The sequence below is a fragment of the Sphingomonas sp. IW22 genome, from assembly GCF_041321155.1.
In the GTDB taxonomy this organism is placed as follows: domain Bacteria; phylum Pseudomonadota; class Alphaproteobacteria; order Sphingomonadales; family Sphingomonadaceae; genus Sphingomonas.
Map to the genome: position 1 here is coordinate 878,427 of NZ_JBGGWB010000001.1, position 14,434 is coordinate 892,860.

11 protein-coding genes and 1 tRNA gene are annotated in these 14,434 nt (G+C 65.2%); 8 read left to right on the forward strand and 4 right to left on the reverse strand.

Annotation, left to right across the window (positions count from 1 at the left end):
* The first annotated feature begins 63 nt into the window (after window positions 1-63).
* From ACAX61_RS04465 to ACAX61_RS04475, 3 genes are all read left to right on the forward strand, one after another.
* Complete coding sequence (locus tag ACAX61_RS04465; RefSeq protein ID WP_370713602.1) at window positions 64-321, forward strand: hypothetical protein; 258 nt, start codon at window positions 64-66, stop codon at window positions 319-321.
* Between the two features lie 77 nt (window positions 322-398).
* Window positions 399-2,156 carry a single-stranded-DNA-specific exonuclease RecJ gene (gene recJ / locus ACAX61_RS04470; RefSeq protein WP_370713603.1) on the forward strand — a complete coding sequence of 586 codons (1,758 nt, stop codon included), beginning with the start codon at window positions 399-401 and terminating at the stop codon, window positions 2,154-2,156.
* 65 nt (window positions 2,157-2,221) lie between these two features.
* Window positions 2,222-2,296, forward strand: a tRNA-Glu gene (locus ACAX61_RS04475).
* 174 nt (window positions 2,297-2,470) lie between these two features.
* Here ACAX61_RS04475 and ACAX61_RS04480 read toward each other — a convergent pair.
* Window positions 2,471-3,070, reverse strand: coding sequence for a zinc-binding dehydrogenase (locus ACAX61_RS04480; RefSeq protein ID WP_370713604.1), 600 nt, complete (start codon window positions 3,068-3,070; stop codon window positions 2,471-2,473).
* A 15-nt stretch (window positions 3,071-3,085) separates the two neighbouring features.
* On the opposite strand from ACAX61_RS04480, the gene ACAX61_RS04485 reads away from it, so the two are divergent.
* Window positions 3,086-4,006, forward strand: a complete 921-nt coding sequence (locus ACAX61_RS04485; RefSeq protein ID WP_370713605.1) for a LysR family transcriptional regulator — start codon at window positions 3,086-3,088, stop codon at window positions 4,004-4,006.
* A gap of 33 nt (window positions 4,007-4,039) precedes the next feature.
* Here ACAX61_RS04485 and ACAX61_RS04490 read toward each other — a convergent pair whose 3' ends face one another.
* Window positions 4,040-5,152 carry an ROK family protein gene (locus tag ACAX61_RS04490; RefSeq protein ID WP_370713606.1) on the reverse strand — a complete coding sequence of 371 codons (1,113 nt, stop codon included), beginning with the start codon at window positions 5,150-5,152 and terminating at the stop codon, window positions 4,040-4,042.
* Between the two features lie 130 nt (window positions 5,153-5,282).
* Between ACAX61_RS04490 and ACAX61_RS04495 the strand changes: the two genes are divergently transcribed.
* The 3 genes from ACAX61_RS04495 to ACAX61_RS04505 are packed head-to-tail and all read left to right on the forward strand — an operon-like array spanning window position 5,283 to window position 9,950.
* Window positions 5,283-7,775, forward strand: coding sequence for a TonB-dependent receptor (locus ACAX61_RS04495; RefSeq protein ID WP_370713607.1), 2,493 nt, complete (start codon window positions 5,283-5,285; stop codon window positions 7,773-7,775).
* Window positions 7,769-8,932, forward strand: a complete 1,164-nt coding sequence (locus ACAX61_RS04500; RefSeq protein WP_370713608.1) for a YdcF family protein — start codon at window positions 7,769-7,771, stop codon at window positions 8,930-8,932. Before ACAX61_RS04495 ends, ACAX61_RS04500 begins: the two co-directional genes overlap by 7 nt.
* Before the next feature lie 25 nt (window positions 8,933-8,957).
* Window positions 8,958-9,950: a phospholipase C/P1 nuclease family protein gene (locus ACAX61_RS04505; RefSeq protein WP_370713609.1), complete on the forward strand. Its 993-nt coding sequence runs from the start codon at window positions 8,958-8,960 to the stop codon at window positions 9,948-9,950.
* Here the strand turns inward: ACAX61_RS04505 and ACAX61_RS04510 are convergent.
* Both ACAX61_RS04510 and ACAX61_RS04515 read right to left on the reverse strand, forming a co-directional pair.
* Window positions 9,919-11,256, reverse strand: a complete 1,338-nt coding sequence (locus ACAX61_RS04510; protein ID WP_370713610.1) for an MFS transporter — start codon at window positions 11,254-11,256, stop codon at window positions 9,919-9,921. The genes ACAX61_RS04505 and ACAX61_RS04510 overlap by 32 nt on opposite strands.
* Window positions 11,257-12,245: 989 nt before the next feature.
* The gene (locus tag ACAX61_RS04515; RefSeq protein WP_370713611.1) at window positions 12,246-13,151 is read right to left on the reverse strand and encodes a LysR family transcriptional regulator; all 906 of its coding nucleotides are present in this window, start codon (window positions 13,149-13,151) and stop codon (window positions 12,246-12,248) included.
* A gap of 87 nt (window positions 13,152-13,238) precedes the next feature.
* On the opposite strand from ACAX61_RS04515, the gene ACAX61_RS04520 reads away from it, so the two are divergent.
* Window positions 13,239-14,423: an MFS transporter gene (locus ACAX61_RS04520; RefSeq protein ID WP_370713612.1), complete on the forward strand. Its 1,185-nt coding sequence runs from the start codon at window positions 13,239-13,241 to the stop codon at window positions 14,421-14,423.
* Window positions 14,424-14,434: the final 11 nt, after the last annotated feature.

Sequence of the window (14,434 nt, forward strand, 5' to 3'; positions counted from 1 at the left end):
GATGGGTGCAAAGTCTCCGGCATGCAGGCGAACAAGCCTGACAACATCCAGGGAGACAGAAAAATGACCTACTCGATCGCCACCCGCACCGTCTTTGCCGCACTCAGCCTGATCGCCGGCACCACCTTCTGCGCCGGGATCGCCAGTGCCGAAGAAACTACCCCCGCAACAGTCGCGGCAGCCGCCCCTGCCCCGGTCGCGATGGACCGCAACATCTGCGTCAAGACCGAACTGCCCGGCTCGCGGGTGCGCCGCACGCTTTGCGCGACGCGCGGCGAATGGATCAACGAACAGGGCATCGACCCGGTGACCGCCAAGTGATGGCGCTCAGGCGGGACCGGCACGATCCGGTCCCGCCCCTCTAGCCGGGCGCAGCTTGTGTCGTTAACCGGCTGGGGATGCTTCCCGTCTGTAATGTAACTCGCTCCATCCTGGGTCAGCCATGGCATTGGCGTGGGCTGGCGGGCGACACGCTGGATGCGGGCTTTGTCGCCGACGATCTGGTGACCCGCCTGTTGCTGGCACGCGGATGCCCGCGTGAGGCGCTGGAGCTGCACCGCGCACCGTCGATCCGGGGCTTCATGCCCGACCCCTCTATCTTTCGTGACATGGACGTCGCCGCCACCCGGCTGGCCGACGCCGTCGAACGGCGCGAGCAGGTGGCCGTATTCGGCGACTACGATGTCGACGGCGCAACGTCCGCCGCCCTCATGATCCTGATCCTGCGCGATCTGGGGATCGAGGCGCGCCCCTATATTCCCGACCGCCTGATGGAGGGCTACGGCCCCTCTGGCGAGGCGCTGGTGCGACTGGCCGGTGAAGGCGCCAGCCTGATCGTCACGGTCGATTGCGGCGCACAGGCCTTTGACGCGCTGGCCATGGCACGCGACGCGGGCGTCGACGTGGTGGTGGTCGATCACCACAAATGCTCCACCGAGCTGCCCGTCGCTCATGCCATCGTCAATCCGAACCGCATGGACGAGGATGCCGGGGCCGCGCACGGGCATCTGGCGGCCGTCGGTGTCGCCTTCCTGCTGGCGGCGGCGCTGCTGCGTGAACTGCGCGCGCGCGGTTTTTTTGCCGCCCGCGCCGAACCGCGGCTGATCGACCTGCTCGACATCGTTGCGCTGGGCACGGTTGCCGACGTGGCCGCGCTCAAGGGGCTGAACCGCGCCTTTGTCGCACAGGGGCTGAAGGTCATGGCCGGGCGCCGCAATATCGGCCTGTCCGCGCTGATCGACGCGTCCCGACTGAAACGCGCGCCCACCGCGACCGATCTGGGCTTTGCGCTTGGTCCGCGCATCAATGCCGGTGGCCGTGTGGGCCGCGCAGACCTTGGCGTCCGCCTGTTGACCACGCGCGACCCGGCAGAGGCACAGGCAATCGCCGCCGAACTCGACCGGCTGAACGAAGAGCGCCGCATGATCGAAGCGGAAGTACAGGAGGCCGCCGAAACAATGTGTCGCGGCGATTGCGCCATCGCCGTCGTTGCGGGTGACGGCTGGCACCCCGGCGTGATCGGCATCGTCGCCGGGCGGCTGAAGGAAAAGCTTGGCCGCCCGTCGCTGGTCATCGCACTCGACGAAAACGGGGTGGGCAAGGGATCGGGCCGCTCGATCCCCGGTGTCGACCTGGGCGCAGCGATTCTGGCGGCCAAGGAACAGGGTCTGCTGCTGGCCGGTGGCGGCCACGCCATGGCGGCCGGGGTGACCGTGGCGTCCGGCGGCGTCGCAGCGCTGACGACCTTTCTGGAGCAGCGGCTAAGCGACGCCGTCGCCCGCGCGCGTGAAGATCGCGCGCTGCTGCTCGACGCGGTGCTGGCGCCCGGCGGCGTCTGTGCCGATCTGGTTGACGCGATGGAGGCGGGCGGCCCCTATGGCATGGGCTGGCCCAGCCCGCGTGTCGCCGCCGGCCCCGTGCGCGTGATCCGCGCCGACCGGGTCGGTAACGGCCATGTCCGTGCGATCGTCGCGGGCGACGATGGCCGCAGCCTGAAGGCGATGGCCTTTCGCATGGCCGACACCGAACTGGGCGCCGCATTGCTCGGCTGCCCCCCGCACCGCCGCCTGTGGCTGGCGGGTCGGGCGCGGCGCGACGACTGGAGCGGCCGGGGTGAAGCCGAACTGCATATCGATGACGCCGCCTGGGCAAATTGAACAAATGTTGAAATTGTCGCTTGACCGCCATGCCGACCTCCCTTACTGGCGCGGCTCGCCTCAACGGCCCCTTCGTCTAGCGGTTAGGACGCGGCCCTTTCACGGCTGAAACACGGGTTCGATTCCCGTAGGGGTCACCATCTTCGCACTAAGTTGCGGAGATCGTGCGAAAACCAGCAGATCAATGCTTCGTCAGGCGCCCTATGCTACAAATGGGCGGACCGGCTGGACATCAGCTTCAATACTCTTGTGAAACAGCATTCGGATTGTTGCGAACCGGGCGTAGCGAAGGCTTGTCGCCCGCGATTCATGCGTCAGGTCACCTTGAGCAGAATCTTGCCGGCCAGATGCCCCTTCGCCGCCCGTTCATGCGCACGACTGGCATCGGCGAGCGGGTAGACGCTGTCGATGGCGACCCGAAGCGTGCCATCGTTTAGCAGCGGCGCGATTTCCGCCAGTTGAGCCCCGCTTGAGCGGACTTGGGTCGTCGATACGGTAATCCCCAGCCGGGCGGCCTCGCCATTATCCTCATACCCAAGCCCGAAAATGGGGAACAGTGCTCCGCCAGGTTTCAGTGTGCGCAGGAAGCGGGGGCTTTTCGCACCGCCAACGGCGTCTACGACGAGATCAACGTCGCGAATCTCATCTTCAGGAGCGGCTCGGCTATAATCGACAAAGGCGTCGGCGCCCAGATCGCGGAGCATCGCCTCGCGCACGCCGGATGCAACGGCGATCACCCGGGCGCCCCGCCATTTCACCAGTTGCAACGCCAGATGGCCCACCCCACCTGCCGCGCCGTTCACCAACACGGTCCTGCCGTGAAGCGGCACGGGCACATGCTGCTCCGGCTGTAGCGGGTTCACCACGTCATGCCCCTGAGTGATCAGAAACTGCCACGCGGTCAGCACGGACATCGGGGCCGCCGCCGCATGGAGGTGATCGATACCCGCCGGCTTGAGCGCCAGTTCGGCAGCGGGCACCGTGACATATTCGGCATAACCGCGGCTTCCCCCCGCCAGCTGGCGATTTCCCCCTCGGCGGTGAGCAAGAGTGTGCAGCGGCTGGAGCAGCAGCTCGGCATTTCGCTGTTCACGCGCACCACCCGTTCGCTGTCCCTCACGCCTGAGGGTCAAGACCTGCATGAGCGCGCGCTCAAGCTGCTGCAGGATGTAGAGGCGATCGGACAGTTGGCGACTGCGGCGCAGGCAGAGCCTTCGGGCATGTTGCGGATCGCTGCGTCGCTGCCGATCGGCCTGCATCTGATCGCGCCCGCGCTGCCAGCTTTCCGCGCGGCCCATCCCCGCGTGACGATCGACCTGCGGCTCGACGATCAACTCGTCGATCTGACGGGACAAGGCATCGACCTGGCAGTGCGCATCGGCAACCCGGCCGATTCCGGCCTGCTGTCGAGGCGACTTCACTCACTCAGGCTGTGCGCCTTTGCCTCGCCCGCCTATCTCGCGACCCGTGGAACACCGGGCCACCCGGACGAGCTTGCAACGCACGACACCGTGAACCTGCGCTACCGCAGCTCGGGTCAACTCTTCCGCTGGCCGTTTCGGATCGGCGAGCGGGAGATCGAGATCCTACCCTCGTCCGGCATTGTGGCGGATGCCAGCGAAGCAGTCATGGCCGCGCTCGTGGCAGGCGGCGGCATCGGCATAACGGCTGTTTTTGTCGCCGCCCCCTATGTCGCGCGCAACGAGCTTGTCCCCCTGCTGACGGACTTCGCCGTCGAGAGGCACGGCGTCACGGCCCTTTGGCCCGAAAGTCGACGCGCCAATCCAGCGGTGCGCGCTTTTCTCGACCATCTGGCTCGGGTGGCAAAGCAGACGGCGGTCCCGACGTGACATCTTGCACGACGAAACGCGCCGCCGGCCCGCCTATCCCTCGACCAAGGGGCCGTGGATCGGCAGAAACGCCGCACCCAGCGTGATGGGCGAGCCGCGCAACCTGGATACCCGAACGGGTGGGCGGCGCTGGTTTACCCCCGTGGCGAGCGGGGCACGATCCAGCCGGTCGGCGATCCCACGCAGGATAGCACCGGGCAACGGCCCCGCCAGAACGATCGCACCGGGGTCGAGAAGGACGAAGGCCGTGTTGCAGACAAGCTCAAGCTGTTGCGCCGCACGATCCATCCAGCAGGCGATAACCCCCGCCTGCTCCGGCGCATCGGCGTCGATTTCAGCCACGGAGAAAATCTCGCATCCGCTGGCCCGCAGGCAGGACAAAAGGTCCAGCGGGCTGGGGCGCGGCCGGTCGCCGGGGAACAGGCAGCCAATCTCCCCGGCCGTGCCGAACTGACCGCGCACCAGCCGTCCGTCGACGATCACGCCCGCACCGATGCCAAAGCCGAACAGCAGGACGACCGCGCTCGACACCTCACGCACCAGACCGCCCACATGGAATTCGGCGATGGCAGCAGCATTGGCGTCGTTTTCGATCCAAAGCGGCCAAGCCATTTCGCCCTGCAGGATTTCCCGCAAATCCGCCCCGCGCCAGTCGGGCATGTTGTCGACCACTTGCCACTGATCCCCCGCTGGCGACAGCGGCGGACCGGGTACGGCAATGCCGATACCCAGCATCCGCCGGCCCAACAGGCCGTGGCGGTCGACCAGTTCATGGGTGCATGCACGCACGCGCCGCGCAAAGTCGCGTGGGTTCAGCGGCCCGCATTCCTCATGATGAGTGGCGATGGTGCCGCCTGCATAATCGACGAGTGCGATGTCGAGCAGCCCCTTGTGCGCCGTCGCGCCCACGGCATAGCCGGCGCCCGCCGCCAGTCGCAGCGGCACCGCCGGTCGACCGCGGCGCGCCTGTACGCTGTCGGGCACTTCCTCGATCACGCCCCAGGCGGTCAGTTCGCGCGACAGCTTGGTCAGGGCGGTCGGGCTGAGTTCCAGCCGTGCCGACAGGGCAGAACGCGATAGCGGCCCCGCCCTTCTTAACTCGCGCAACAGACGCCGCTGGTCGATGTCGAAAACGGGCAGGTGCATGGCAGGCTTTTAACGCCGCCCAACCGTTTTTCTATTTATTAAAGTAAAAATAATTAAGACTGTCACATTGCGAACCCAACGGGGCCCGGCCGCCGCAACGACGGCGCCGAGATTCGATCCTGGGGGTCCCATGCTGAAGACTGTACTTGCCACCGGCACCATGCTGTTCGCGCTGAGTGTCGCCTCTGTCGCGCCCGCACAAGCCCAGACGGGCAACAGCGAAACCACAGCAGCGCAGGACCCGGCGGACGGTGAAGCGAACGACATCATCGTCACCGGCTCAACGCGCGCCCAACGCCGCTTTGATGCGTCCTACGCGATCAACACCGTGTCGCAGGAAGACTTTGAAAAGATTGCGCCGGTCAATTTTGCCGACCTGATCGGCCAGTTGCCTGGCTTTCAAACCGAAATCACCGGCGGTGAGGTCCAGAATATCTATCGCATCCGCGGCCTGCCGAACGACGGCGGCTTTGTCAGCTTTCAACAGGACGGCCTGCCGCTGTTTCACGAAAATGACGGCGTGTTCTTTCGCGGCGACGCGATCCTGAAGCAGGATCTGATGACCGAGCGGGTGGAAGTCGTGCGCGGCGGCCCCGCCCCGGTCTATGCCAGCTATTCGGGTGCGATCATCAACGCAATCACGGTGACCGGCACCGATACGCCGCGCGGTCGTGCTCAGGTGACGCTGGGCGATACCGGGCTCTACCGGCTGGACGCGGTTCAATCCGGCCCGCTGGGCGGCAACACCTATTATGCGGTGGGCGGGTTCCTTCGCTATCACGACGGCTATCGCGACAACGGCTTTCCCAACGACAAGGGCGGCCAGATCCGCGCCAATATCAAGCATGATCTGGACAATGGATCAGTCAAGCTGAACTTCAATTACGTCAACGATCACAACGTGTTCTATCTGCCGATCCCGACGGCCGACCCGCGTGACCCCAACGTCTCGCTCGACCCGTATATCGACTATTTCGAAGGCACGATGAACTCGCCGGCGTTTCGCAACGTCAATCTGAAATATCGCGACGGCGCCGGCGTTATCCAGAACCGCACCAGCGACCTGTCCGATGGCCGGCATATGCAGATGGCCAATGTCGGCATCCAATATGATGCCGATTATGACGGCTGGCTGGTTTCCGCAAAGGCGGGATACACCCAGGGCAAGCTGGACTTCACCGCCTTTTATTCGACCACCAATCCTGCCGACGCGACCAGTTTCGCCAATGGTTATCTGGCACGTGCCAATACGGCGTTCGGCCCGGTTTCGCGCTTTGGCTATGTGCTGGCGGGGACGAACACCGTCTATGATCCCTATGCCGCGTCGGGCCTGGTGATGCAGGGCCAGTACCGCGACATTCATTCCAACTTCTATTCGGCGCAAGCCAATCTGTCGGTCGCCAAGCGGTTCGAGACCGGCTTCGGCAGTCACGATCTGAAGCTGGGCCTATATGGCAGCCTGTATGGCGAGGATAGCCGGACCACCTATCAGAACTATCTGATCGAGGTCGCGGGCAAGCCGCGCACGCTGGACCTGCTGGCCTATTCCGCGACTGGTAGCGTCTTGGGCCGGGTGACCGACAATGGCGTGCTGAACCATGCCGCCACGCTGAATCAGGGCGATTCAGACGCAAAGATGATCGCCGTCTTTGCCAACGACACCTGGGAAATCGTGCGCGGGCTGCGCATCGATGCGGGCATCCGTCATGAACGCTATGACTATCAGGGCTGGGCCGCGCTGACCACGCAAGCCAATCTGGGCGACGCCACGACGCTTGCCGACGATACCACCCGCGCCTTTACCGGCACGATCGTCAATGCCGAGTTGTCGCCCAATGTCACCAACTGGACGGTTGGCGCCAATTACGATTTCAGCAACCAGATCGGCCTGTATGGCCGCGCCTCTCACCTTGAGACGCCGCCCAATGTGCAGACCGTGATGAGCATCAATCCGACGATCATCACCACGGTCGCGGACCAGTATGAGGTGGGGCTGAAGCTCGCCTCTGGCCGGTCGTACCTGTATATCACGGGTTTCTATACGAACTTTGACCCGCTCAACGCTTCGTTCCTGGCCTTTGACCCGACGACGGGCCGCAACGACGTGAACGTGCCTTTCATCGGCGAAGCACAGGTCAAGGGCGTGGAATTCGACGGCGCGTGGCAGGTGACGCCCTGGTTCACCCTGAACGGCGCACTGACGATCAGCGACCCCAAATATCGCAATTTCGAAAGCGCGACGGGCGCCGATCCCGAACAGGCAGAAGGCAACCAGATCGTCCGCCAGCCAAAGGTTTATGGCAATATCCGGCCCAGCTTCGACTTCAACACGGGTGGTACGGATGTGTCGATCTACAGCCGCTATACCTATATGGGTAAGCGTTATGTCGACCTGTACAACAACACCGCGCTGCCGGAATATGGCACGTTCGGCGCGGGCATCACGCTGCGGCGCGATGGTTGGCAGTTGCAGTTGGTCGGCGACAATCTGTTCAACGCGCACGGCCTGACCGAAGGCAATACCCGCACCGATTCGTTGAGCGGTCAGGGCAGCGCCGAGGCGATTTACGGGCGGCCCATTTTCGGCCGCAACTTCCGCCTGGTCGTCGGCAAATCGTGGTGAGGATCGCGCCGATCGTCGCGACGGCGGCGCTCTTCCTCGCAACCGCTCCGGCTTCGGCCGGGGCGGTCCGCGATGTGAAGATGGAGATGCTGGCCGAGCGGCTGTTCCCCCTGTTCGGCGCATTGGCCAGCCAGCCCGAACGTCAGGCGGCGCTGATCGCCCGCTCCGAAATCGCTGCACTGATCGCCGCGCGGCAAGCGGCACGCGCGGCCTGTGGCGACGACCTGTCCTGCATCGCGCGGGCGGCTTTATGGTCACAGGCGGATGCAACGGTGCTGACGCGCGCACTGGCGGCGACGCCGGGTTTGTCGACGCCAGGCGACGATGCGGCGGCGCAGGCAGAGCGCGAGATTGCGGGCATCAATGCCATCGTTCGCACCTATGCGCTGGGCCAGTTGCCGCCCTATCCCGAAATCGACGGTGCAGGCATGCTGGACCCGCAAGAGGCCAATGCACGGTTGCAGGCGGCGGTCTGGCTGGCGCGCGCGCCGCGCGCAGGATCGCTGGCGGCGCTGGACCCCAGTGTCGAGCTGGCGCTGGCGCTGCTGGACGCGCATGACCGCACCGACGCGATCGGCTTTGAACCGATCGACCGTGGGCCGAACGCACCGGCGATGGAGCGCGCGCGCACGCTCGACTGGAGCGCCTATCGCTATCCGGCGATGATCGTCACCGGCGTCGGCCCCGAAACGCCCGACATGCCCATCAGCGCATTCGGAAAATATCATCTGCGGCTGGCGGCGGAGCGGTTCGCGCGCGGTGATGTGGGCGTCATCATCCTGACCGGCGGCCGCGCCCATCCCCGCGCCACCCGCTTTGCCGAGGCAAAGGAGATGCGCGACGCACTGATCGAACGATACAAGGTGCCCGCCGCCGCCATCGTGATCGAACCTTATGCCCGGCACACCACCACCAATTTGCGTAACGCCACCCGGCTGATGATGGCGATGGGTGCGCCGATCGACCGCGATGCGCTGATCGTCTGCAATCCGGGTCAGAGCGAGTATATCGCCAGCGCCCGCTTCACCGCCCGCAACCAGCAGGAACTGGGCTATCAGCCCGGCCGAATCGGCCGGCGGCTGTCCCCCACCGAACTCGCATTCCGCCCCTCCCCCCAATCGGTGCGGATCGATCCGCGCGACCCGCTCGACCCCTGAACGCCAGCCACAACGGAGCCAGCCGATGCGCCCCTTGTTTTTTGCGACCATTGCCGCGCTGTCGGCGCTGACCCTTGCGCCGGCCCCGGCGCTTTCCTGGGGCGGGACCGCGCACTCGGTGATCGATCGCGCCGCGATCGAGGCGATCCCCGATGACGGCCCGGTCTTTCTGCGCCGCTATGCCGATTACATCGCGGCATCGGCATCGCTGCCCGACAGCTGGCGCGGCAATTCGGAAAACTTCTCGAAAATCGCAGAAGACCCGAACCACGGATGGTTTCGGGAGCAATTCACCTTTGTCCGTCCGATCCCGCGTTCGCGTCACGAGTTCGTGCTGGCGCTGTTCAAGCAACATCAGCGGATCAAGGCGACCGATCCCGCCACCGCCGCGCGCACCAATGTGCGCTGGGCGGGCACGCTGCCCTATGCCGCAATGGAGGCATATGAGCGACTGATCGTGTGCATGCGCCATGTCCGCCGCGCCCGGGCGGAGGGCGGCGACGCCAGCGTGCCAGAACAGCATTGCGCGTTCCACGCCATCCGGCTGGGTCACTATATCGGCGACGGTGCGCAACCGCTTCACGATTCGGTGAACAGCGACGGTTGGCGCGGGGACAATCCACACGGCTATACCACCGATCGCTCGATCCATGGCCGGTTCGAAAGCCGCTTCGTCGACGGCATCGGTCTGAAGGTCGGCGACATCGCGCCGCTGATCGACGCGCCCGGTCACCGGACGGGCGACATGTTCGATGCTGTGCTCGCCTTTCTGGACCGCGCAGGCGACAAGATGGAAACGGTCTACAAACTGGAAAAGCGCGCCGGATTCGCCGATTTCAGCGACAGGGATGTGCGCCGCCTGGTCTATGCCCAGACGGCGGCAGGCGCGACGATGCTGCGCGACATGCTGTGCCGCGCATGGACCGAAAGCGCAAAGCCCCCGGCAGAGGTGGTGCCCAGCCCGCTCGACTTCGACAATCCGCGTTTCAATCCTGAGACCGGATCGGCACCCGGCTGAGGCGTGCGGCACGGCGGGTGAGCGCGACGATTACCCGCCCGTGACGAGCGTGTCCGATATCGAAACGCCGCAGCAACAGGACCGCGCCGATGCACCCCGCCAGCGGCACCCCCAGGCCGACCGCCAGCATTCCCGTCCGCACCGCTTCCGCCTGGACCTGCCCCGGCACATAACCCAGCCAGCCCAGCGACCAACCGATCAGGACGCTCCCTGCCGCGCCGCTGGCCTTCACCGCGACAAGATAGCCCGCGAACAGCCCCGTCTCCATCCGTCGCCCGTGGCGCCAAGCGACGAAATCGACCGTGTCCGCCAGCAGCCCCCAAGGCAGCATGTAGACGCTGGCAAAGCCAAAGCCGATCACCACGGCACAACCGACAAGCATGTCGGGTCGGTCGATGCACAGCGCGAACAGGATCAGCCCCAGCGCACTGACGCCATAGCCCGACGCCAGCAACGCGCTCTTGTCCAGTCGCCCGGTCAGTGCGGTCCAGCCGAGCACCCCCGCAAACTGGCCTACGGTCAACGCCAGCAACAGCGACCGGGCCAGATCCGGGCGATCGAGGACATAGGTACAGATATAGATCAACATCCGCCCGAAACTGGGCATCGCCAACCCGGTGATCAGCGCGATCAGCATCATACCGATGACCAGCCGGTTGCGAAGAGGAATATCGATCCCGTCCCTTGCCACGCCTGCCCCATGGCGAAGCGCGGCGGGTCGGGTAGTGGCGCTGCTGAGCAACATGGTCGCGACGAACAGCGCGCCGCCGACAGAACCGGTGATCGCCAGACCCTCGAACTGCCCGTCGCGTGCCGCCTGTTGCACCAGCGGCGTCAGGATCATCGCAACCGCCAGCGAGGAGGCACAGCTGAACAACAGCCGATAGCCCGAAATGCGACCGCGTGTGCGGCTGTCGCTGCTCAATTCGGCCATCAGCGCATTGTGGGGCACATCGATCACGGCATAGGCGCCGCGAAACGCCAGCAGCGCCAGCGCCAGGATCAACCCCTGCCGCACGCCAAGTGCCGGCAGAGCGTAAAGGCTGGCAAATGCCAGCCCGCACGGCACCGCGCCCACCGATACCAACCAGCGATAACCACGGCCAAAGCGCCGTAACCTAATCAGCAAGGTTGCGGCAGCGAGATCGAAAACGAGGTCACCGGCCACCGCCCACAACATCAGCGTCCCCGCGGCCGCGGCGTTCAGGCCCAGCAGGTCGGTCAGCAGGAACAGGATCGTCAGATCGGCCCCGGCAAAGACGATGCCCTTACCGAAATTGCCGGAGGCGTAGGCGAGCAACCGCACCTCGCCGCCCAATCGCGCCGCAGGGATCGACCGTGCGATGCGGCTCCGAGCGCGGCCGGGGTGAAATGGAATCGTGGCGGTAAAAAACATCTGTACTGGGGACGCCCGGACTTGCGGTTCCGGAGCGTCGTACCGCGTCAATCTTTCAGCAATGCGACGCGCAAGCGGGACACTTTTGGCGGCGCCCCAAGAGCGGGCGGCGCGTCCGACCTGAGGCGAAGCGGCGACGCACTGGCATCGGTGCCAGCGGCAAGACCGAGCGTATCAGTCAGCTTTGAGGGCGAGGCGATCACAAGCTCTGCTGACGCCGGTGCCAGGGCCGCGCTTCATTTTGTGGATAAAGTTGTGGACATCTGCGGCGAGTATCTGTGGACGCCGATCGACGGGGATATGTACTCTGGGCAAGGCGAACACGCGCCTCCTAGTACCGACGCTGGCGCCGGCGCACCGCATGCTCGTGTGGATAACCCTGTGGGTATATATGCCAGCCGAGTTGTGGGCCATTATCTAACGCAGGCCGTTGGCCGAGACCAACCTAGCGAGGACGACGCCGCTATGCGCGCTTGTGGATAACTGCGTGAACATCCCTGTGGTAATTTTGGGGATCCGATCGACGCAGGGTCATCTTCAAGGCTCAGCGACCTCACACCCCGCGATGGCGGCACGGCCATTCGCGCCGTGCATAGTCATGTGGATAAATCGGTGGACTTGGTGTTGGCTGATCTGTGAGCGACATCGGTGAACGCTCACTGCTAGCGGCCCCGCGACCGGCTCATGCGCTTTGATATGCTGAAGACCCCAAGCGGCACTCGCTCTTGTGGATAAGGTTGTGGGCATGTGCGTTGGCTATTGTGTGGGGAGACGATCAACGCGCGTTCGCGGCGGCAATCCGCCCACGCCGCCCTAGCATGGCGCCACTGCTCCGCCTTTGCGAATGGTCCTGTGGAAAACCATGTGGACTTCCCTGTTGGCGATTGCATGGACTGCGATCAGGGCAGGTTCGCGGCCAGAAACTCTACAAACACCCGCACACGTGCGGGCATGTTCGCGCCGCCGACGAATACGGCATGGATCAACTCCACATCGCCGGGATTGAAGCGTTCGAGGATCGGCGTCAGCCGCCCGTCCGATAACTCCCGCGCCACGCTGAACGTCCCCACCCGCGCGATCCCCAAGCCATAGGCCGCGAGTTGCCCCAGGGTTTCGCCGTTATTGGCCTCCAGATTGCCCGTCACCGTCAGCGAAAAGTGCCGCCCCTTGCGCAGGAAAGGCCAGACCGGCTCGGCGCGCCGAAAGTTGAAGTTCAGGCAGTTGTGGCGGAGCAGGTCCTCCGGTGTCTCCGGCTCTCCAAACCGCGCGAGATAGTCTGGGGATGCAACGATCACCCGGCGCGTCTCGCCCAGCTTTCGAGCCGTCAAACTGCTGTCGGGCAAAGGACCGAAACGCACGGCAACATCGGCCTCCCCCGCCGCGACATCGACCAAGGCGTCGGTCAATGCAATGTCGACCAATATGTCGGGATAGAGTGCCACGAACCGATCGAGCAGCGGCACCACGCATAGCCGCCCGTGCGACAGGGCAGCGCTGACGCGTAGCCTGCCGCGCGGTGCGCCCTGATCCGCGATCCGTTGCTCGGCATCATCAAGATCGGTCAGAATGCGCCGCGCCGCCTGAAAATAGGCCTGCCCCTCAGCCGTTAGCGTCAGCGCGCGTGTGGAGCGCAGCAGCAAGCGCACGCCCAGCCGTTCCTCGATCCGGTCGACCGCGCGACTGACTGCCGATGGGCTCATGGCAAGCGCACGCCCCGCTGCGGAAAAGCTGCCATGCTCGATAATGGCCGCGAACAGGGCCAGCGCGCGCGCCCGGTCCGCGCCGCCCTTCATCTTTGCGTCCATCGCAAAAGTCCTTCGCGTCAATCGGCGCTATTCCAATGGGTGCGGCGCCGCCATTTGTGCACGAATATAGCAGCAGGAGCATGATTCATGGAACACCGGCACACGGGCACGCTTGGCCTGCTCGCCCTGGCGGTCGGCGCGTTCGGCATTGGGGTTACCGAATTCGCGCCGATGGGATTGTTGCCCGTCATCGCCAATGATCTGGGCATCTCCATCCCGACTGCGGGATTGCTGGTCAGCGCCTATGCGCTGGGCGTGGTGATCGGCGCGCCGATCATGACCCTGTCCACCGGCCGCGTTCCGCGCCGGACGCTGCTGATCGCTCTCGCCGGCATCTTCACCATCGGCAACCTGCTGGCGGCTGTGTCGGACAGCTATGGGATGCTGATGGCCGCGCGCCTGATCACCTCGTTCAACCACGGCGCCTTTTTCGGCGTCGGATCGATCGTCGCCGCCAGCCTCGTCGCGCCGGAACGCCGGGCCAGCGCGGTTGCTGCCATGTTCATGGGGCTGACGATCGCCAATGTCGTCGGGGTGCCGCTTGCTACCTGGGCGGGGGAGCATCTGGGCTGGCGCGCGTCCTTCTGGGGAATTGCCGCGCTGGGCGTCGCGACGATGGCGGCGCTGCGCCTGACGCTGCCGCCGCTGCCGGCACCCGCCAGCGGCGATCCGTTGGCCGAATTGCGCACACTGACGCGTGGGCCGGTAGTCGGCGCGCTGGCGCTGACCGTCGTCGGATCGAGCGCGATGTTCACCGTCTTCACTTATATCGCGCCAATCCTGCGCGACGAAACCCAGGCGTCCCTGGCCTTCGTGACCGCGATGCTGGTGGTCTATGGGCTGGGCCTGACCGTCGGTAACTGGCTGGGCGGGCGCTATGCCGACCGTTCGGTCGACCGGACACTGATCGTCACGCTGGGCGCGCTTTCCGCCATCCTCGTCGCCTTTGGGCTGTTCATGGATCAGCCGATGGTCAGCGCGGTGCTGATCTTCCTGTGGGGCGTGGCCAGCTTCGCGCTCGTCCCGCCGCTTCAGGTGCGGGTGATGACCGCCGCCTCAGACGCGCCCAACCTTGCCTCGGCGGTCAATATCGGCGCCTTCAATCTCGGCAACGCGCTGGGCGCGGCCCTTGGCGGCGGCGTCATCGCGGCGGGCTGGGGCTATCCAACGGTGGCACTGGCAGGCGCAGCGACATCGCTGATCGGGCTGCTGGTCGTTTTGTTCATGGCACACCGCGCCAGAACCGCGGACCCGCAGCTCTGCGATGCCTGAAAACGGCTCTG